Genomic DNA, 18,772 nt, shown 5'->3' on the forward strand with positions numbered 1-18,772 from the left:
ACGCGGTGGATGATCATTCCCGGCTGGCCTACAGCGAGATCCTGCCGGATGAAACCAAGGAAACCGCGGTCGCGTTCTGGGCACGAGCTCAGGCGTTCTTCGCCGCCGCCGGGGTCACCGTCACGCGGGTGCTGACCGACAACGGGTCCTGCTACAAGTCCTATCTCTGGCGCGACACGCTGCGCGACGCGCACATCGCCCACCAACGCACCCGTCCCTACCGGCCGCAGACGAACGGGAAGGTCGAGCGGTTCAACCGCACCCTGCTCGAAGAGTGGGCCTACGCCCGCCCTTACCGCTCAGAACGCGAGCGGCGGGAGGCCTACCCGGGGTGGTTGCACACCTACAATCACCACCGCGGCCACACCGCACTCGGCGGCAAACCACCCGCCAGCCGCGTCCCCAACCTCACAGGGCACTACACCTAGGTGATCGGCACCGTCGCCGTGCAGGGCGTCGTGCCGTTGTCGAACTTCGTCGACGCCGTGCCCCGCGCGGTGGCCGGGATCGCGAGCCCCGCCGGGAAGTACTGGGTGCCGTTCGTCGCCGGGCCCGTCCAGCTGTAGACCGCGTGCGTGCCCAGCCCGTCGCTGTAGGAGATCCGCAGCGTCTGGGTGCCCGAGTCGCCGATGTACGGCCCCGACGTCGTGATCGAGCCGATCGGGTGGTGGTACCCGCCGGACGTCTCGTAGCGCAGCGTGAACGTCCCGCTGAAGCCGCCGGCCCGGCAGGTGCTCGTGACCTGCTTGACGGTCGCCGCCTGCACCGGGGCCGCCTGCACCGGGGCCGCCTGCACCGGGGCCGCCAGCACCGTGGCCAGCACCGCGACGAGCCCGGCTCGCACCATTGTCTTCATCTGGTTCTCCCTCTCGTTCCGGGCCATCCTGCCGCGCCGCGCTTCCGTCCCGCTTCCGCTCAACGGGCGGTGCGGACGAGCAGGACCGGGCACGCCGCGTGGTGCAGCAGCGCCTGGCCGGTCGAGCCGAGCAGCAGCCCGGGGAAGCCGCCGCGGCCGCGGTCGCCGACGACGACCAGCTGGGCCGCGTCGCTGCGGTCGATCAGCTCGCGCCGCGGGTGGGCGTGGACGACGACCTGCTCGACGGCGACGTCGCCGGTGTCGTGGTCGTGGAGCCGCTCGCCGAGCAGCCGCCGCCCGGCGTCGCCGACGCACCGCGGGTCCGGCCGCGGTGGCGGGGTGTCCGCCCAGGCGTGCAGGACGACCAGGGGAGCGCGGCGGGCGCGGGCTTCGGCGACGGCCGCCGCGAGCACCCGCGCGCCGGCTTCGCTGCCGTCGATCCCGGTGACGACGGGCCGGTCGCCCGCGCCGGGCTCGTCCCAGCTGTCCCCGCGGACGACGACGGTGTCGCACCGGGCGTGCGTCCCGAGCGCGGCGGCGACCGAGCCCGCGAGCAGGCTGGTGAGCCTGCCGTGCCCGGCGGAGCCGACGACGAGCAGCGCCGCCGCCCGCGATGCCTCGATCAGCGTCTGCGCCGCGCGGTCGGGGTCGAGCCGGGTGGCGGCGTCCGGAACCCCTTGCGCGGCAGCGAGTTCCCGCGCGGTCCGCAGCGCCCGCCGGCCCCGGGCGCGCAGCGCGTCGATCATCTCGTCGGGCGGCGGCACGACCCCGCCCGCGAGCAGCGCGGGAACGTCGAGGGCGTGCACGATCTCCAGGGGCGCGTCCCGCAGGCAGGCGGTCCGCGCGGCCCACCGGACGGCGTCCAGGGACTCGGCCGACCCGTCCACCCCGGTGACGATCGGCGGCGCGGCTGCAGCGGTCATCCGCCGACTCTATGCCCGACGAAGGGGCGGACGGGCCCGATCAGCCCCGGGAACCCAGGGTGCGGCGGGCCGACCAGCCGAGCAAACCCAGCTCCAGCACCGCGAACCCGGCCAGCACCACCGGCCCGGACGCCACGAGCATCGCCAGCCCGATCAGCAGCACCGGCAGCACCAGTCCCGCGTAGGCGGCCAGGAACAACGCGGCCAGGACCTCGCCGCGGGTGAGGTCGTCGGCCAGCGCCGCGACCGTGCCGACCGCCGCGCGGAGGCCCAGGCCGAACCCCGCGCCCGCGAGCGCACTCGCCGCGAAGAACAGCGGCAACGAACTCGCGAAGGCCAGCAGTACGAGTCCGGCGCCCATCAGCGCGTACCCCGCCCGTAGTTGCGGCCGCGTGCGCAGGCGCGCGAGCCCGATCTGCGCGAGCGCCGCGCTGCCCAGCATCGTGAACGGCGCCAGCCCGGCGAGCAGGCGGGACGGCTCGTGCAGCTCGTGCGCCAGCAGCGTCGGGGCGAGCGCCATGAACAGCCCGCTGAGCGCGAACGCCGCGAACGCGCCGATCGCCGCCCCGGCGAACTCGGACCGGGCCGCGGCCGGCAGCGAGATCCGCTGGGGCCGGTACGCCGGGCGCTCCTCGCGGCGTTCGACGGTCTCCGGCACCAGGCTCACGACGACCGCTTCCCCGAGCAGCACCACCAGGAACACCGCGAACGGCGCGTGCAGCGGCTGGTCGGCGAACCGCGCGAACAGCCCGCCGAACAGGGGACCCAGGGCCAGGCCGCCGGCGTTGACCACCGTCGCGGCGAGACCGGGCCCGGGCCGCGTGCGCAGCTCGGACAGGTGCGCGGTGGCGGTCGCGGTGATCACGCCGACCCCGGCGCCGCTCACCAGCCGCGCGACGATCAGGCCGGGGACTTCCGGCCACAGCAGGAACAGCGCCGCGGACAGTGCCTCGGCGAGCAGCCCCGCGACGAGCACGCGACGGCGGCCGAGCCAGTCGCTGACGTGCCCGGCCAGGTACAGGCTCAGCATCACGCCGACCGCGTACGCGGCGAAGACGACGGTGACGAGGAACGTCGGAAACCCGTCCCGCTGCTGGTAAAGCGCGTACAGCGGGGTCGGGACCGTGGAGAACGCGAGCGCCGTCGCGAACGCGACCGCGACGACGCGAAAGCCCCAGCCGTGGCTCATCCGGAGCCGGGCGGGAGCGAGGGTGACGGACATCGGGACCTTCCGGGACGCCAAGGGATCTTCCGGCCTCCACGATGTCCCCGCCGACTCAGCAAGTCCAACGAAAAGTCCTGGCCAGAGTTATCGCTACGATCGATGAATGGAGACGCGTCAGCTCGAGTACTTCGTCGCGGTGGCCGAGGAACTGAGCTTCACCCGGGCCGCCCAGCGGATGTTCGCGGTCCAGTCGACCGTGTCCGCCGCCGTCCGCGCCCTGGAGACCGAACTCGGCACCAGGCTGTTCGACCGGTCCACCCGCCGCGTCGCGCTGTCGGCGGCCGGCGCGGCGTTCCTGCCCGAGGCGAAGAGCGCGATCGAGGCGCTCGAACGTGCCCGCGCCACCGTCCAGGAGGCTTCGGAGGGCCTGCGCGGGAGCCTGCGGATCGGCACGCTCACCTCGATCGGCGGGGTGGACCTGCCCGGGCTGCTCGGGGCGTTCCACCGGCGGCACCCGCGGGTGGACATCCACGTGACGGTGTCGCTCACCGGCTCGACCGGGCTGGCCGAAGAGGTCCGCCAAGGCCGGCTCGACCTGGCCGTGGTGGGTCTGCCGGAGTCCGACCTCGCCGGGCTGGACGTCGTGCGCGTCGACACCCGGCCGTTCGTCGTGCTGCTGCCGCAAACCCACCGGCTGGCGGGCCGCCGCGCCGTGCGGCTCGCGGACCTCGCCGGCGAGTCCTTCATCGATACCCCCCGCGGCTTCGGCAACCGGGTCGCGCTCGACCGCGCCTTCGACGCGCTCGGGTCGCCGCGGCGGGTCACCGTCGAGGTCGCCGACCTGCGCACCGTGCCCGGGTACGTCGCGGCCGGGCTGGGCGTCGCGGTCGCCCCGGACATGCCCGCGCCCGCCGAGCCGGAGGTCGTCGTGCTGCCGCTGTCCGGTGCGGGCCTTGACTGGCCGATCAACGTCGTCACCTCGGCCGCGAAGCCGCCGAGCCGCGCGTTGCGGACCCTGCTGGACCTGCTGGCCGCCGATATTTGAACGCGTTCAAAACCTCCGGTACGGTGGGTACCGTGAAGGTCGTGATCCCCGGCGGGACCGGGCACCTGGGGCGCGTGCTGAGCCGCGCGTTCGCCGGCCGCGGCGACGAGGTCGTCGTGCTCACCCGGCGGGACACCGCGCCGGAGCCGGGGGTGCGCCACGTCCGCTGGGACGCGCGCGCCGCGGGGCCGTGGACCGCGGAACTCGACGGCAGCGACGTCGTGCTCAACCTGGCCGGCCGGTCGGTGCACTGCCGCTACACCCGGGCGAACCTGCGGGAGATGTGGACCTCGCGGATCGACTCGGCGCGGGTCGTCGGCGGCGCGATCGAACGCGCCGCGCGGCCGCCGCGGGTCTGGCTGCAGATGAGCACGGCGACGATCTACGCCCACCGCTTCGACGCCCCGAACGACGAAACCACCGGCGTCCTCGGCGGCGGCGAGCCGGGCGTACCCGCCTACTGGGCCTACAGCGTCGACCTCGCCCGGGCGTGGGAGCGCGAGCAGGAGGCGGCGGACACCCCGCGCACGCGCAAGGTCGCGCTGCGGACGGCGATGGTGATGAGCCCCGAGCCCGGCGGCGCGTTCGCGATGCTGCTGCGGCTCACCCGCCTGGGCCTCGGCGGCCCGGTCGCGGGCGGCGCGCAGTACCTGTCGTGGATCCACGAAGACGACCTCGTCCGGGCGATCGACTTCCTCGTCGCGCGTGACGACCTGAGCGGGCCGGTGAACCTGGCGGCGCCGGAACCGTTGCCGTACCGGGACTTCATGAGCGCCCTGCGCGCGGCGGCGGGTGTCCCGTTCGGACTCCCGGCGACGAAGTGGCTGGCGGAGATCGGCGCGTTCGCGCTGCGTTCGGACACGGAGCTGCTGCTCAAGAGCCGCCGCGTGGTGCCGGGCCGGTTGCTGGACGCGGGTTTCGCTTTCGACCACCCGGAATGGCCGGCGGCGGCGGAGGATCTGGTCCGTCGTCCACAGAGGACGTTCAGCTGACCTGGCTGTTGTCCCGCAGCCGCCGCAGCATCAGCGCGAGGTGCAGCCGGAACCGGCCTGCGGGGGAGTCGACCTCGAACCCGAGGACGGCTTCGGCGCGGGCCAGCCGGGCCGGCATCGTGCTGTGGTGGCGGTGCAGCACCGCCGCCGCCTTGCGGGCCGACCCGGTCGCGCACAGCGCGTCGAGCGCCGACAGCGTGTCCGCGCCGTGGGGTTCGGCCGCGAGCCGGTCGAGGGCGCGGACGTCCGGCAGTCCGTCGAGGTCCGAGCCGCCGAGCAGCGAACCGAGCGCCCCGAGGCTGCCGAGCCGCTCCCACCACACGACCGGCTCGGTGTCCGAAGTGAACCGCAGCGCCGTCCGGGCGGCCGCCCAGGAGCGGGCGGCGTCGAGGGCGGGCAGCTCCGGGCCGATACCCGCCCGGCCGCCGTCCGGGACCGGCTCCGGGACCGTCTCGGCCAGGATGGCGCGGACGCCGCCCAGCTGGGCCGACCGCCCCGCGAGCCCGTCGACGCCGGTGCCCGCGAGCACGCGCAGCCGAGCCGACGGGGCGATCCCCAGCAGGTGCAGGGCCCGCGACCGCTCGGCCGTGCCCGCGTCGCCGGACAGCACCAGCTCGACGAGCGCCGGGTCGCCGAGTTCGGGCCGCGGCACGCCGTTCTGCTCCAAGAGCACCGCGGTGGCGATCGCGAACCGTTCGAGCAGCATGTCGTCGAGCGGGAGGGGCGCGCCGTCGCGGGCCACCCACACCTCGACGCCGCCTTCGAGCCGGCGGACGGCCGCCCCCGCGGGCGCGGTGCCGGGCGTCGTGACGGCTCCGCCCAGGTCCGCCCGTAGCGACATCCCCTGGCCCGGAGCGTGGACGCCGACCCGGCAGCCGGCGAGCTCGGCCGTGCTGCGCACGAGCGCGTCCAGGCCGGCCCGGCCGGTGATCAGGCGGTCGAAGAACCCGATCACCCGCACGGCGTTCTCGGCGTCGGCGTCGAGTCCGGACAGCCGCAGCAGCAGCCCCTTCATGCCGTCACGATAGGCGTGCCCGCCGCCGGATGGCGAGGTCCGCGCCCGCAACGCCCGCCGCGTGGCGGTGGCCGGGACCACGCCCGGCGGCCGAAGATCGACCCATGACCTACGCGATCGATCCCGAGCTGCTGCCCTGGCTGGACATGCTGCCCGGCGTGGCCCTGACCGACTACGACGCTCTGCTCGCGGCCCGCTCTTCGATGTCGGAACTGGGCACTGTCCTGCCGGCCTACGAGCCGGTGAACCCCGTCGACGTCCGCGACACGGCCGTGCCCGGGCCGTCGGACGCACCGGATGTCCCGGTGCGCGTCTACTCCCCGGCGAACCGCACCGGCGCGGTGCCCGGCCTGCTCTACATCCACGGCGGCGGGTTCGTCCTCGGCGACCTGGACATGTTCCACGCGTCGCTGCTCCGGCTGGTCGACGAGCTCGGCGTCGTGATCGTGTCGGTCGACTACCGGCTGGCCCCCGAGCACCCGTTCCCGGCGCCGGTCGAGGACTGCTACGCGGCCCTGCAGTGGGTCGAGGCCAAGGCGGCGGAGCTGGGCATCGACCCCGCCCGGCTCGGCGTGGGCGGCGAGAGCGCGGGCGGCGGCCTGTCGGCGGCGGTGGCGCTGCTGGCGCGCGACCGCGGCGGCCCGGCGCTGTGCTTCCAGTACCTCGGCATCCCGGAGCTGGACGACCGCCTCGGCACCCCGTCGATGCGGGCCTACACCGACACACCGCTGTGGAACCGGCCGAACGCGGTGTTCAGCTGGACCAGCTACCTCGGCGCCGAACCGGGCGGCGACGACGTTTCGCCGTACGCGGCCCCGGCCCGCGCCGCGGACCTGGCCGGCCTGCCGCCCGCGTTCGTCACGACGTGCCAGTTCGACCCGCTGCGGGACGAGGGAATCGAGTACGCGCAACGCCTCGCGCACGCCGGCGTGGCGACCGAGCTGCGGCACTACCCGGGCACGTTCCACGGCTCCGGCATGGTGGAGACGGCGGCGATCTCACGCCGCATGTTCGCCGACGAGGTCGACGCCCTGCGCCGCGGCCTGCGCGTGACCGGCTGACTGCGCGATCATGGGGGCCCCCGCGAAAGGAGCCGCCGTGCCGTCGGTCGGACTGCTGCACCCCGGCGCGATGGGCGCCGCCGTCGGGGCCGTGCTCGCCCGCGCCGGGACCCCGGTTTCCTGGGTCCCGGCCGGGCGCGGACCCGCGACGCGCCACCGGGCCGAAGAGGCCGGGCTGACCGAGGTGCCCGACGTCGCCGCGCTGGCCGGGTGCGACGTCGTCCTCAGCGTCTGCCCGCCGTCCGCCGCGCTCGACGTCGCCCGCGCGGTCGCCGCGACCGGGTTCGGCGGCGTGTACCTCGACGCGAACGCGATCAGCCCGCGGCACGCCGAGGAGGTCGAAGCGCTGTTCGGCGGGACGGCGACCGTCACCGACGGCGGGATCGTCGGCCCGCCGCCGCGGTCGCCCGGCACCACCCGGCTGTACTTGTCGGGACCCGATGCCGCCGTCACGCGGCTGGCGAGCCTGTTCGAGGACACGCACCTGCGGCCCGTCGTGCTGGCCGGTCCGGTCGGCCGCGCGTCGGCGCTCAAGCTCGCCTTCGCCGCCTACAACAAGCTCACCTTCGCCCTCGCCGCCCAGTCGTACGCGCTGGCCGAGCAGCACGGCGTCGGCGGCGAGCTGCGCGAGCTCGCCGCCGACGTGCTGCCGGCCACCCCGCTGGGCGCGCCCGGCGGGATCGCCTCCGCCGGGCGGCGGGCGTGGCGGTGGGAGGGCGAGATGGCCGAAATAGCGGAAGCCTGCGCCGCCGCCGGGTTGTCACCGGCGTTGCTCGACGCCGTGCGCGAGCTGTTCGGGCGCTGGCGCGAGCACCGCGACGACGACGGCGTCACGCTCCCTCAGTTGCTTCAGGCGCTGGTCACTCCGCCGGGGTGACGTCGATCAGCACCTTCCCGGTCACACCTTCCTCGGATGCGGTGTGCGCCTTCGCGGTTTCCTCCAGCGGGAAGCGGTGCACCGGCACACCGCGGTCCTCGCCGAGCCGCAGGGCGCCGTCGGCGAAGGCCGCCGTGACGTCTTCGGCGCCCGCGCGCAGCTTGTCCGCGCCGACCGTGTACAGCACGAGGAACTGGTAGCGCGTGTTGAGCCACAGGTTCGCGCCGAAGTCCAAGCTGATGGTCGCCCCGCCACGGTCGTTGCCGTAGACCGCGACCGTGCCGCGCGGACGCAGGACCTCGGTGTGCAGCGGCGCGTTGACCCCGGCCGCGACCTCGACGACCAGGTCGACGCCGTCCGGCGCGACCTCGCGCACCCGGGCGGCCAGCTCGGGATCGGGGTAGCGCAGCACGTGCTGGGCGCCGGCCGCGCGGGCGAGGGCGGCCTTCTCGTCGTTGCTGACCGTGGCGATCACCGTTGCGCCGGCCCAGCGGCCGAGCTGGATGGTGGCGTTGCCGACCGCGCCGGCGCCGCCGCTGACCAGCACGGTCCGGCCGTCGAGGGCGCCGGGCGCGAGCCGGGTGGGCCCGTCTTCGGCGACCGTCAGCGCCCGGTGCGCGGTCAGGCCGGGGACGCCGAACCCGGCGCCTTCGTCGAACCCGGTGGTGCCGGGCAGCGGAACCACCTGCGCGGCCGGGAGGACCGTGTACTCCTGCGCGGTGCCGGCCGCGGGCCCGTGGGTGCCGGCGAGGATCAGCCACACGCGGTCGCCGGGGGACAGGCCGGTGACGTCCGGGCCCACCGCGTCGACGACACCCGCGCCGTCCTGGTTGGGCACGGTGTCCGGCGTTTCGGTCCCGGCCTCGGCGCCGCGGCCGGCCCGGGCCTTCCAGTCGGTGGGGTTGACCGCGGACACGACGATCCGGACGCGGACCTCACCGGGCCCGGGGTCCGCGACGGCCCGCTCCGACAGCGACAGCACCTCGGGTCCGCCGTGGCGGCGGTAGACGACTGCTTTCATGTCCGGTGCAATCCCGGGGTACCCCGGGTTATTCCCGGGCGCCCGGGAAATGCGAATCCGCGCCGNCGCGACGGCCCGCTCCGACAGCGACAGCACCTCGGGTCCGCCGTGGCGGCGGTAGACGACTGCTTTCATGTCCGGTGCAATCCCGGGGTACCCCGGGTTATTCCCGGGCGCCCGGGAAATGCGAATCCGCGCCGCGGGCGAAATCCGCGAAAAACAAGCGCCACGCGGGTGATCCCCCGGCCGGGCGATTTTCGGTGTTGCCCGCGCGAAATCGTCCGTCGTCGCAGAAACTGGGCGCGTGGGAGAGGAAAAGCGCAGTCCGGGGGACGAGCGGCCGAAGCGCGATGACGGGGAACCGACACCGATCTTCGACGCCGTGTTCAGCGCCACGCGCGCGCGGTCCACTACGAACAATCCGCCGGGGGACCCGGAGAAAACGGTGCGGTGAAAAGCGTTCGGGGGAACCGGGCGTGGCGAGGCCTGGCGGTGGCGTACGCGGCGGTGTCGGTGGCCCAGGCGTACCTGGCGGCGGCGACGGGCGTCGCGTGGGCGGCGGTGCTGGCCGCGCTGTTCCTGGCGGCGGCGGTCGCGTGCGGCGCGGCCGCCCGCTGACCTGAGGCAGTTTGTTCGACGTCCGCAGTGAACATGTAGCATGTCGCCGGCACGGGCATCGGCGGTCGAGGAGCGGAACGTGGCAAGCGTGGTGAACAGCATGATCGCCGCCGAGTACGCGGCGGGAGCCACGATCTCGGAACTGGCCGAACGCTGGGGCATCGACCCGCGCCAGGTCGTCGAGCGGCTGGCGGCGACCGTCGGGTCCTGACGGCCGGCAGCCTCGGAAGAAGGCTTGGGACCGCCGCCGCGAGCGAGTCGCCGCGGCGGCCCACCGCCTCAGATCGCGCGTTCTCCCTTGCCCAGCACCACGATCCCGCCTTCGCTCACGTGGTAGTGCCCGCGGTCGCGAGCCAGGTCGACGCCGATGTGCGCCCCCGGCGGCACCACGACGTTCTTGTCCAGGATCGCCCGCCGCACCACCGCGCCGCGGCCCACCCGGGCTCCGTCCAGCAGCACCGACCCCTGCACCACCGCGCCCTGTTCGACCAGCACGTCCGGCGACAGCACCGAGTCCACCACCTGCGCGCCCGAGATGATGCAGCCGTTGCTGACGATCGACTGGTTCGCCGAGCCGCCTTCGACGAACTTCGCCGCCGCGCGCTGGCCGGGGTGGGCCAGGATCGGCCACTTGCGGTTGTACAGGTTGAAGATCGGGTGCGTGGAAATCAGATCGGTGTGCGCCTCGTAGTAGCTGTCGATCGTCCCGACGTCGCGCCAGTAGCCGTGGTCGCGCTCGGTCTCGCCGGGCACCACGTTGCCGTTGAAGTCGTACACCGCCGCTTCGCCGGATTTCACCAGCGCCGGGATGATGTCGCGGCCCATGTCGTGGTGCGAGGCGGCGTTCTCGGCGTCCGCGTGCAGCGCCTCGAGCATCACCTTCGTCGTGAAGATGTAGTTGCCCATCGACACGTACGACTCCTCGGGGGAGTCCGGCAGGCCCGGCGGGTCGTCGGGCTTCTCCATGAACGCGTCGATCATCAGCCCGTCGGTGGTCCGGATGACGCCGAACGAGCTCGCCTCCGCCCGCGGCACGCGGATCCCGGCCACCGTGACGCCGGCGCCCGAGGAGATGTGGGACTCCAGCATCTGCCGCGGGTCCATCCGGTAGATGTTGTCCGCGCCGAACACCGCGATGTACTCGGGGTCCTCGTCGTAGACCAGGTTGAGGCTCTGGTGGATGGCGTCGGCGCTGCCCTGGTACCAGCGCGGGCCCAGCCGCTGCTGCGCCGGCACCGGCGTCACGTACTCTCCGGTCAGCGACGACAGCCGCCACGTCGTCGAGATGTGCCGGTCCAGCGAGTGCGACTTGTACTGCGTCAGCACGCACAGCCGCCGGAAGCCGCCGTGCACCAGGTTCGACAGCACGAAGTCGACCAGGCGGTGCACGCCGCCGAAGGGCACGGCCGGTTTCGCGCGGTCGGCGGTCAGCGGCATCAGCCGTTTGCCCTCGCCGCCCGCGAGCACGATGCCCAGCACGTCGGCTCCAGTGTTCACGACGACCTCCCGCACGCTTCGTAGAGGGCGACCGTCCGCTCGGCGATCGCCTTCCAGCCGAACTCGCCGACCGCGCGCTCGCGGCCGGCGGTACCCATCGCGGCGGCCCGCTCCGGGGAGCCCACCACTTCGTTCAGCGCGGCGGCCAGGCCCGCCTCGAACCCTTGCGCGTCCTGGTCGTCGTAGTGCACGAGCAGCCCGGTGCGGCCGTCGTCGACGACCTCCGGGATGCCGCCGACGTCGCTGGCCACCACCGGCGTGCCGCAGGCCATCGCCTCGAGGTTCACGATGCCGAGCGGCTCGTAGACCGACGGGCACGCGAACACCGCGGCGTGGGTCAGCAGCTGCACGACCTCGGTCCGGGGCAGCATCTCCGGGATCCACCGGACGCCGGTGCGCGTCTTCTCCAGGTCGGCGACCAGCCCGCGGAACTCGGCGTCGAGCTCGGGGGTGTCCGCGCCGCCCGCGCACAGCACCAACTGGACGCCGGGGTCGAGCGACGCGCCCGCGCGCACCAGGTGCGGGACGCCCTTCTGGCGGGTGATCCGGCCGACGAACAGGACGTACGGCCGGTCGGGGTCGATGCCGTGCTTCGCCAGCGCGTCGGTGCCGGGGTCGGGGCGGTAGAGCGCGGTGTCGATGCCGTTGTGGATCACGTGCACCCGCTCGGGCGGCACCGCCGGGTACGCGGCGAGGACGTCGCGGCGCATGCCGCCGCTGACCGCGACGATCGCGTCCGCGGCTTCGTAGGCCTCGCGCTCGATCCACGACGAGACGCGGTAGCCGCCGCCGAGCTGTTCGGCCTTCCACGGCCGCAGCGGTTCCAGCGAGTGCGCGGTGACGACGTGCGGGATGCCGTGCGTCATCTTGGCGAGGTGCCCGGCCAGGTTCGCGTACCAGGTGTGGCTGTGCGCGAGGTCGTGGCCTTCGAGGGCGTTCGCCATGGACACGGCGATGTCCATGGTCGTGAACGCGGGCTGGCGGTAGCCGTGGGGATCCGTGTGCCCGGTCGCGTCGGGACGGTCCGCGCCCCAGCAGTGCACGTCGAGGTCGACCAGCGGCCGCAACTCCCGGGCGAGGAACTCCACGTGAACTCCGGCGCCGCCGTAGACCTCCGGCGGGTATTCCCGGGTGAGCAGGCCGACCTTCATGACCGAAACCCTATGGCCTCCCCGGCCTGTGGCGCAGTCTGGCGTCCAGGGGAATCTTCGGAGTTTTCGGTCACTGCTCAGATGAGCGCGAAGATCAGGGTTCGCGGGTCAGCGTGAAGTGGCCGACGCCCTTCGCCGCGGACCGGACCTGCCAGCTGTCCGGTCCGGTCGCCGGGCCCGTCCCGTAGACCAGCCGGTAGTCCGGCTTGCGCGGTGCGGCGGAGCGGTCCAGCCAGTGGTAGTTCACCCGCAGCGCCAGGCTCATCAGCGGGTTCGCCGTCGCGATCCGCTGTTCGACGAGCGCGACCGCCCGCCCGCGGTCGGAGAACTCGTCGAGGATCGCGCACTCGCAGTAGTAGGCGAGGGTGCCGATCTCGCCGGGACTGGCGACGCTGGCCCCGCCCAGCCGCGCGCCGAGCTCCGTGCCGACGCGCGCGTAGTCCGGGGCGCTGGCCCAGTTCCCGAAGATCACCGGCGACTTCCACGGCACGCCCTGCGCGGCGTCGACCGCGGCGCCGGCCAGCACCAGGACGCCGACCAGCCCGAGCGCGACCGCCGGGGGAGCGCCGCGCAGCGCCGGGTGTTCCCGGGCCTGCCCGGCCCAGGCGCCGAACGCGGCGACCGCGAAAGCGCTCGCCGCGGTCAGCGGCGCCACGTAGTACCAGTGGAACGGCCCGACCCCGAGGAACGAATACGCGACGTAGTAGAGGATTCCGCCGCCGGCGAGCGCGGCGACCGGGCCCAAGGCGGGGAACTCCGGCCACCGGACGCCGAACCGCGCGGCCGCCCAGCCCGCCAGCGCGACCACGCCGAGCAGCGCCGGCACGAACGACACGAGCACGGTGACCGGCCAGCCGACGTAGTACATGACCGGCCCGGTGCTGTAGGTCCACGGCGCGAACAGCCCGGCCTGCAGCTGCTTGATCACCAGCGTGTCCGGCACGAACGACCCGAAGGCGACCCAGCTCACCACGAACCACGGCGCGGCGGTCAGCACGGCCACGCCCACGACGCGCGGCAGGCGCCGCCGGATCGCGGGCGCGCTCACCGCGATCACGACGACGAACAGCACGAGGTCCAGGCGCGTCAGGACGGTGAGCCCGGCGGTGACACCGAAGAGCGCCGGCCGTCCTTCGACGGCGAAGACCGTGAGCACCAGCAGCACGGCGGGGATCAGCAGGACTTCCAGGCCGATCGCGGACAGCACGAACGGGTTGAGCAGCACCAGCGCGACCCCGAGGACGCCGGCGGCGGCCGGCAGCGCGAGCGCGCGGCCGAGGCGCAGCCACGCCCAGCCGAGCGCGGCGCCGCAGAGCACGGTGAGGATCCCGAGCGCGACCACCGGGTGCGGGCCGCCGGACAGCCGCGTCACCAGGGTCAGCGCCGCGAGGAGCAGGACGTTCAGCGGCGACGTCGCGGAGTTCGCCGGCGAGCCGGGGATGAGGCCCCATTCGCCGTGCACGGCGAGGTTCCGGGCGTAGGCGAGGGTGATGTAGCCGTCGTCGGTGAGGCTGCCGCGCACCACGAGGAAGACGGCGGCGCCCAGCACCGCCCCGAAGACGGGCAGCCACCGGTGCGCGGTCGTGGTCTTCGCGTCCGTTTCCGCCAGCACCTGCCCACCTCGCGGAACCACCGCCCGCTGTCCGACTGCCATGGCCCGGCACCGTAACGACGGCGCATTACCGGGGTGCTACGCCCGGATCACGTCCGCCGGACCCGCCGGGGTTCACCCGATAGTGGCACGGCCCGGTGGGGTCCGCAGCGTGGTCCACAGTGGACGTGGGTCAGGGAGTCCGCCGGCGGATCGTGACCAGGACGAGGGCGGTGCCGGCGACCGACCGGCGTGCCGGACGACGCCCCTCGGCGACGGTGAGGTCACGCGCGTGTCGCCGCCGACGAAGAGGCTGGCTCGGCATTCCGGGCGTCAGGGGAAGCGAGTTGAGCCGACCATTGTCAAGTTTGCGCGCGCGTGGCCACAGTGGACGGACCTGCGGCGATGAAATCCGGATGACCGCAACCTCCTCCCGGGGCGGGATGCGCCCGCCGCGCGCACTTCCTAGGCTGTCCGTCGTGGGGGCGAGGGTGGTGAGCGGGATCCGGGCCCGCCTGGAGGCGAGCCTCGGCCGCGCCGGGATCGGGCTGCCGTGGTGGGTCCCCGTGGGTGTCACCGCCTTCGGGGTGGTGCTGGCGGTGGCGGCGGTGGCGCAGCGAGGGGCGCTGGTGCCGCCGGCACCGATCGCCCTCGCCGGGCTGCTCGCCATCGTGACCGCGCTGGCCTGGGCCGTCACCGGCATCATCGTCCCGCCGTGGCTCAAGGCGCTCACCGTGCTGGCGGCCGTCGCCATCCTGCTGGCGCGGCCCGCCGTCCCGGACTTCGCGCCGGTCGTGCTCGTCGTGCTGGCCGCCGAGACCGCCGCCATCGCGCGCCCCGGCATCGCCTACGCCGTCGCCGCCGCCAGTGTCGCCACGCTGGGCGTGGCCGCCGCGCGGGTCGGGCTCGTCGGATTCCCCGTCTACGTCGCCGCCGTCCTGCTCGGCACCGCGGGCGGGTTCATGATGCGCTGGTACGTCCGCGCTCTCGACGCCGAACGCGCCGCCCGGGACGCCGTGCGCGACCAGGCCGTCCTCGCCGAACGGCAGCGGATCGCCCGCGAGGTGCACGACGTCGTCGCCCACTCGCTGAGCATCACGCTGCTGCACCTGACCGGCACCCGCCACGCCCTGCGGCAGGACCGCGACATCGAGGAGGCTCTCGAAGGCCTCGCCGAAGCCGAGCGCGTCGGGCGGACGGCGATGGCCGACATCCGCCGGACCGTCGGGCTGCTCGCGGAGGCGCCCGCTGGGACCCGCCCGCTGCCCGGCGCCCGCGACATCCCCGCGCTGGTCGAGCGGACCCGCGCGGCCGGGTTGCCGGTGCACTACGAGCAGGAGGGCGACCTGGCCGCCGTACCGGACCTGGCCGGGCTCGGGCTCTACCGCATCGCGCAGGAGTCCCTGGCCAACATCGCCAAGCACGGCGCCGGCGCGGATGCGCGGATGCGGCTCGAGGTAGGCGCGGCGGAGGCCCGGCTGGTCGTCCGCAACCGGCTGCCGGCCGAGGGACGGCGCGGGATCGGCGGGTCGGGTCTGAAGGGGATGGTGGCGCGGGCGGGGCAGCTGGGTGCGGAGTTGTCGGCGGGGCCGGAGGGGGCGGATTGGGTGGTGGTGGTCGGCGTGCCCGCGGATGGTGCGCCGTGACCGCGGGCGGGGTCCGCGTCGTGCTCGTCGAGGGACGGCGCGGGACTGGCGGGTCGGGCGTGAAGGGGATGGTCGCGCGGGCGGGGCAGCTGGCTGCGGAGTTGTCGGCGGGGCCGGAGGGGCTGGACTGGGTGGTGGTGGTCGGTGTGCCCGCGGGTGGCGCGCCGTGACGGGGAGCGAAGTCCGCGTCCTGCTCGTCGACGACCAGGAGCTCGTGCGGTCGGGGCTGCGGCGGATCCTGCGCGAGCGCGACGGGTTCGTCATCGCCGGCGAGTGCGGCGACGGCGCCGAAGTCCCCGCCGCGCTGGCCGCCCACGACGTCGACGTCGTCGTGATGGACCTGCGGATGAAGCACGTCGACGGCATCGAGGCGACGCGGCGGATCGGCGGCCGGCCGCCGGTGCTGGCCCTCACCACGTTCGACGACGACGAGCTGCTCGCCGGCGCGTTGCGGGCGGGCGCGGTCGGCTACATCCTCAAGGACTCGCCCGCCGAGGACCTCATCCGCGCCGTCCGGGCGGTCGCCGCGGGCGACGCCTGGCTCGACGCCTCGGTGACCGCGCGCGTCCTCACGACCTATCGGCGCGCTCCCGCCGACGAGCCCGCCGGCCCGCCGCCGGGACTGCTGACGCCCCGCGAGCTGGACGTGCTGCGGGCGGCCGGGCGCGGGCTGTCCAACGCCGAGATCGCCGCCGCGCTCGTCGTCTCCGAGCTGACCGTGAAGAGCCACCTGGGCCGGATCTTCACCAAGCTGGGCCTGCGCGACCGCGCCGCGGCCGTCGTGTACGCCTTCGACCACGGCATCGTCAGCCCACGCGGGTCCATTGTGGACGATGCGCCGGTGCGGCCGGCCGTGCCGGCGCCGGATCCTTCGCCGGGACTGCGGTTCTCGGTGCTGGGACCGCTGCGGGCCTGGCGCGGCGGCACCCCGCTCGACCTCGGGCCGGTGCGCCAGCAGGCCCTGCTGGCGGCGCTGGTGCTGCGCCCCGGCGTGACCGTCAGCCAGGCCGAGCTGCTCGACGGCGTCTGGGGGCTGGAGCCGCCGGGCACCGGGGGCCGGGTGCTGCCGGTGTACGTGCACCGGCTGCGCAAGTGCCTGCGCGCGCCCGGCGAGCGCACGCCGGACTCGGTGATCGGCCGCACGCGCGGCGGCTACCGGTTCGCCGCCGACGGCGTCCGGACCGACACCGCGCGGCTGGCCGAGCTGGCCGCGGACGCCACCGCCGCCGAAGAAGCGGACGAGCCGGCCGCCGCCGTCGAATCCTGGGCCGCCGCGCTCGGGCTGTTCCACGGTGAGCCGCTTTCCGGGCTGCCGGGGCCGTTCGCCGAAGGGCAGCGGCTGCGGCTGACCGAGCGGCGCGCCGCGATGCTGACCCGCAAGGCGCGGCTGCAGCTGCGGCTGGGCCGGTACGCCGAAACCGCCGACGAGCTGTCCGCCGTGCTGGCCGCCGAACCGCTGCGGGAACCGGTGGCGGCGTCGCTGATGCGTGCGCTGCAGGCCACCGGCCGGCGCGCCGAGGCGATCGCCGTGTACGGCCGGATCCGCGACCGGCTGGCCGCGGATCTGGGCGTGGAACCGGGGGAGGAGCTGCGCCGCGCGCACCGCGCGGTGCTGGACGACGTGCTCCACCCGGACTTCCCCGGGTGAGGAGTCAGGAAACGCGGGCGGCCGGCGTCCTGGCGAGCCCGGGGTGCAGCGGCAGCACGCGGTCGAGGCCGAGGATGGCGTACGGGATCTTCCGCGCCAGCGCTTCGCGGTAGGCCTCGACGAGGACGCTGAAGACCGGCGAGTTGCAGTACGTCGTCTCGGTCAGGTCGGCCACCGGACCTCCCGCAGCCGGGACGTCGTGGCCAGGTCGAGGTCGCCGGCGCAGCGGACGGTCACGACGCCGGCGTCGGTCGTCGTCGCGAAGCGGGGCGAGGTGCGGTTCTCGGTCATCGGATTCCCCCCTGCGGTGCGAAGTGCCCGGCGCCACCCGAGATCACCCGTCCAGGTGGAGCGGATCGCTGCGACATCCGAGCGATAACGATGCACGAGCGTTGCGCCGGGCGGTACCTTGGAATGACAGCACCGTTTCGCGACGTGCCGGCCGTGGCGGGTTGCCACACCCCGCGGCCGTGTGGACCCGGCTGACGCGGGCCGGGTCCCGGCGCCGGGCGGCGCCGAAGGGGACGCGGCAGGTCGACGCCCCGCCGCCGCGTCCCCCGCGCACGCTTCGGACCGTTACGTCCGCTTCGTTCCCCGCTCCGCGTCTGTCCGCCGTGTCGCCACCGGCCGCATGATCCGGCCGTCGCTAAGCTGCGGCGATCGAGGCGAAGGGGAACGGTGGATCCGAAGAGCGTCGACGAGCCGTCCGGGGCGGGTGCCTGGGCGCCGGGCAAGGTCGCGGAACTGCTCGGCGTCTCGCCGGTGACCCTGCGCAGCTGGAGCGCGCGGTACGGGATCGGCCCGACGGCCGGCGGCGCCGGCCGCCACCGCCGCTACTCCGACGCCGACGTCCGCCGGCTGCAGCACATGCAGCGGCTCGTCGGACGCGGGATGCCGGTGCGGGAGGCGGCCGCGGCGGCGTTCGGCGGCGCGGCGGACCCGCCCGAGGTGCCGGCCGCCCGCCGGGTGCGCGAGCTCGAGGAAGCGGCCGAGGACCTGCGCTCGGCGTCGGTCGCGGGCCTGCTCGACGAGACGCTCGGCACGCTCGGCCCGGTGGCGGCGTGGACCGACGTCCTGGCCCCGGTCCTGCGGGGCCTGGGCGACCGCTGGCAGCGCGGCGACGTCTGCTTCGCGTCGGAATGGGCGCTGACGACGGAGATCTCGCTGGCGTTCGAGCGGTTCAGCCGCCGCTTCCCGGCGGCCGTGCCGGGGCGGCCGGTGCTGCTGGCCTGCTGCCCGGCCGAACGGCACTCGCTGCCGATGGAGGCCCTGCGCGCGACGCTGGCGGAGGCGGGCATCCCGGTGGCCTACCTCGGCCAGCTGGTCCCGGCGGAGACGGTCGCCGACCTGGCCGCGCGCCTCGACCCGGTGCTGGTGCTGCTGTGGTCGCTGGCGCCCCCGACGGCCGACGACCTCCTGGCGGCCCGGGTACGGGACCTGGGCCGGGTGGTGGGGACCGCGGGGCCGGGCTGGGAGCACCTCGGTGATCGCGGCTTCGCCCGGGTGAACGACCTGGCGTCGGCGATGGAGCTGGCGGTGGCGACCGCGGGGGACTGAGGCGCGCGCAGGCCTTCCGGCCCCTTCGTCCCCGAGCCGTTCGAACTCGCGCTTAAAGAGCGGCCCGCCCGGCGGGTTGCGGATTCGTCGCACCCGCGACGAGCACCGC

At 74.7% G+C, this 18,772-nt stretch carries 20 protein-coding genes and 2 pseudogenes; 12 read left to right on the forward strand and 10 right to left on the reverse strand.

Features of this window, described 5'->3' with window-relative positions; genetic code table 11:
• The coding region (locus tag ABFJ78_RS49810; RefSeq protein ID WP_436394640.1) for an integrase core domain-containing protein at nucleotides 1-428 on the forward strand (428 nt) is incomplete at its 5' end.
• On the opposite strand, the gene ABFJ78_RS49815 is transcribed toward ABFJ78_RS49810, so the two are convergent.
• The 3 genes from ABFJ78_RS49815 to ABFJ78_RS49825 are packed head-to-tail and all read right to left on the reverse strand — an operon-like array spanning nucleotide 425 to nucleotide 3,001.
• A complete protein-coding gene (locus ABFJ78_RS49815) occupies nucleotides 425-856 on the reverse strand; it encodes a hypothetical protein (RefSeq protein ID WP_436394641.1) in 432 nt (143 codons plus the stop codon). The two genes, ABFJ78_RS49810 and ABFJ78_RS49815, sit on opposite strands and share 4 nt — an antisense overlap.
• Before the next feature lie 59 nt (nucleotides 857-915).
• Entirely contained in the window at nucleotides 916-1,779 is an 864-nt protein-coding gene (locus tag ABFJ78_RS49820) for a universal stress protein (RefSeq protein WP_436394642.1), read from the reverse strand.
• 40 nt (nucleotides 1,780-1,819) lie between these two features.
• Nucleotides 1,820-3,001, reverse strand: a complete 1,182-nt coding sequence (locus tag ABFJ78_RS49825) for an MFS transporter (protein WP_436394643.1) — start codon at nucleotides 2,999-3,001, stop codon at nucleotides 1,820-1,822.
• Nucleotides 3,002-3,107: 106 nt separating this feature from the next.
• On the opposite strand from ABFJ78_RS49825, the gene ABFJ78_RS49830 reads away from it, so the two are divergent.
• Complete coding sequence (locus ABFJ78_RS49830) at nucleotides 3,108-3,989, forward strand: LysR family transcriptional regulator (protein ID WP_436394644.1); 882 nt, start codon at nucleotides 3,108-3,110, stop codon at nucleotides 3,987-3,989.
• Between the two features lie 32 nt (nucleotides 3,990-4,021).
• Nucleotides 4,022-4,981, forward strand: coding sequence for a TIGR01777 family oxidoreductase (locus ABFJ78_RS49835; RefSeq protein WP_436394645.1), 960 nt, complete (start codon nucleotides 4,022-4,024; stop codon nucleotides 4,979-4,981).
• Here ABFJ78_RS49835 and ABFJ78_RS49840 read toward each other — a convergent pair.
• Nucleotides 4,974-5,996, reverse strand: a complete 1,023-nt coding sequence (locus tag ABFJ78_RS49840) for a helix-turn-helix domain-containing protein (protein WP_436394646.1) — start codon at nucleotides 5,994-5,996, stop codon at nucleotides 4,974-4,976. The two genes, ABFJ78_RS49835 and ABFJ78_RS49840, sit on opposite strands and share 8 nt — an antisense overlap.
• A gap of 104 nt (nucleotides 5,997-6,100) precedes the next feature.
• Between ABFJ78_RS49840 and ABFJ78_RS49845 the strand changes: the two genes are divergently transcribed.
• On the forward strand, nucleotides 6,101-7,057 hold the full coding sequence (locus ABFJ78_RS49845) for an alpha/beta hydrolase (protein ID WP_436394647.1): 957 nt from the start codon (nucleotides 6,101-6,103) through the stop codon (nucleotides 7,055-7,057).
• A 37-nt stretch (nucleotides 7,058-7,094) separates the two neighbouring features.
• Nucleotides 7,095-7,934 carry a DUF1932 domain-containing protein gene (locus ABFJ78_RS49850; RefSeq protein WP_436394648.1) on the forward strand — a complete coding sequence of 280 codons (840 nt, stop codon included), beginning with the start codon at nucleotides 7,095-7,097 and terminating at the stop codon, nucleotides 7,932-7,934.
• On the opposite strand, the gene ABFJ78_RS49855 is transcribed toward ABFJ78_RS49850, so the two are convergent.
• Nucleotides 7,918-8,955: an NADPH:quinone reductase gene (locus ABFJ78_RS49855; RefSeq protein WP_436394649.1), complete on the reverse strand. Its 1,038-nt coding sequence runs from the start codon at nucleotides 8,953-8,955 to the stop codon at nucleotides 7,918-7,920. The two genes, ABFJ78_RS49850 and ABFJ78_RS49855, sit on opposite strands and share 17 nt — an antisense overlap.
• A gap of 450 nt (nucleotides 8,956-9,405) precedes the next feature.
• Here ABFJ78_RS49855 and ABFJ78_RS49860 point away from each other — a divergent pair, with 450 nt between their 5' ends.
• Nucleotides 9,406-9,573 (forward strand): hypothetical protein, encoded by a 168-nt coding sequence (locus ABFJ78_RS49860; protein WP_436394650.1) that lies wholly within the window; start codon nucleotides 9,406-9,408, stop codon nucleotides 9,571-9,573.
• Between the two features lie 79 nt (nucleotides 9,574-9,652).
• Nucleotides 9,653-9,784 (forward strand): hypothetical protein, encoded by a 132-nt coding sequence (locus tag ABFJ78_RS49865; RefSeq protein ID WP_436394651.1) that lies wholly within the window; start codon nucleotides 9,653-9,655, stop codon nucleotides 9,782-9,784.
• A 68-nt stretch (nucleotides 9,785-9,852) separates the two neighbouring features.
• Here ABFJ78_RS49865 and glgC read toward each other — a convergent pair whose 3' ends face one another.
• The 3 genes from glgC to ABFJ78_RS49880 form a co-directional block, all read right to left on the reverse strand.
• Nucleotides 9,853-11,070, reverse strand: coding sequence for a glucose-1-phosphate adenylyltransferase (gene glgC / locus ABFJ78_RS49870; protein ID WP_436394652.1), 1,218 nt, complete (start codon nucleotides 11,068-11,070; stop codon nucleotides 9,853-9,855).
• Nucleotides 11,067-12,221 carry a glycogen synthase gene (gene glgA, locus ABFJ78_RS49875; protein WP_436394653.1) on the reverse strand — a complete coding sequence of 385 codons (1,155 nt, stop codon included), beginning with the start codon at nucleotides 12,219-12,221 and terminating at the stop codon, nucleotides 11,067-11,069. Before glgA ends, glgC begins: the two co-directional genes overlap by 4 nt.
• Nucleotides 12,222-12,315: 94 nt before the next feature.
• Nucleotides 12,316-13,875 (reverse strand): hypothetical protein, encoded by a 1,560-nt coding sequence (locus tag ABFJ78_RS49880; RefSeq protein WP_436394654.1) that lies wholly within the window; start codon nucleotides 13,873-13,875, stop codon nucleotides 12,316-12,318.
• Between the two features lie 416 nt (nucleotides 13,876-14,291).
• Here ABFJ78_RS49880 and ABFJ78_RS49885 point away from each other — a divergent pair, with 416 nt between their 5' ends.
• The 4 genes and pseudogenes from ABFJ78_RS49885 to ABFJ78_RS49900 all read left to right on the forward strand — a co-directional run.
• Nucleotides 14,292-15,458 (forward strand): sensor histidine kinase, encoded by a 1,167-nt coding sequence (locus ABFJ78_RS49885; RefSeq protein WP_436394655.1) that lies wholly within the window; start codon nucleotides 14,292-14,294, stop codon nucleotides 15,456-15,458.
• The gene (locus ABFJ78_RS49890; RefSeq protein ID WP_436394656.1) at nucleotides 15,455-15,628 is read left to right on the forward strand and encodes a hypothetical protein; all 174 of its coding nucleotides are present in this window, start codon (nucleotides 15,455-15,457) and stop codon (nucleotides 15,626-15,628) included. The genes ABFJ78_RS49885 and ABFJ78_RS49890 overlap by 4 nt, the downstream gene beginning before the upstream one ends.
• Nucleotides 15,625-16,272, forward strand: a pseudogene (locus tag ABFJ78_RS49895) (response regulator transcription factor); the annotation flags it as partial. The gene ABFJ78_RS49890 and the pseudogene ABFJ78_RS49895, both read left to right, overlap by 4 nt.
• A gap of 195 nt (nucleotides 16,273-16,467) precedes the next feature.
• Nucleotides 16,468-17,106, forward strand: a pseudogene (locus tag ABFJ78_RS49900) (AfsR/SARP family transcriptional regulator); the annotation flags it as partial.
• Nucleotides 17,107-17,110: 4 nt separating this feature from the next.
• Here the strand turns inward: ABFJ78_RS49900 and ABFJ78_RS49905 are convergent.
• Both ABFJ78_RS49905 and ABFJ78_RS49910 read right to left on the reverse strand, forming a co-directional pair.
• Entirely contained in the window at nucleotides 17,111-17,281 is a 171-nt protein-coding gene (locus ABFJ78_RS49905) for a hypothetical protein (protein WP_436394657.1), read from the reverse strand.
• Nucleotides 17,269-17,397, reverse strand: coding sequence for a hypothetical protein (locus ABFJ78_RS49910; RefSeq protein WP_436394658.1), 129 nt, complete (start codon nucleotides 17,395-17,397; stop codon nucleotides 17,269-17,271). Before ABFJ78_RS49910 ends, ABFJ78_RS49905 begins: the two co-directional genes overlap by 13 nt.
• Before the next feature lie 387 nt (nucleotides 17,398-17,784).
• Between ABFJ78_RS49910 and ABFJ78_RS49915 the strand changes: the two genes are divergently transcribed.
• Nucleotides 17,785-18,663 carry a MerR family transcriptional regulator gene (locus ABFJ78_RS49915; RefSeq protein ID WP_436394659.1) on the forward strand — a complete coding sequence of 293 codons (879 nt, stop codon included), beginning with the start codon at nucleotides 17,785-17,787 and terminating at the stop codon, nucleotides 18,661-18,663.
• Nucleotides 18,664-18,772: the final 109 nt, after the last annotated feature.

The sequence above is a fragment of the Amycolatopsis sp. MEPSY49 genome (assembly GCF_051337345.1).
Classification (GTDB): Bacteria; Actinomycetota; Actinomycetes; order Mycobacteriales; family Pseudonocardiaceae; genus Amycolatopsis.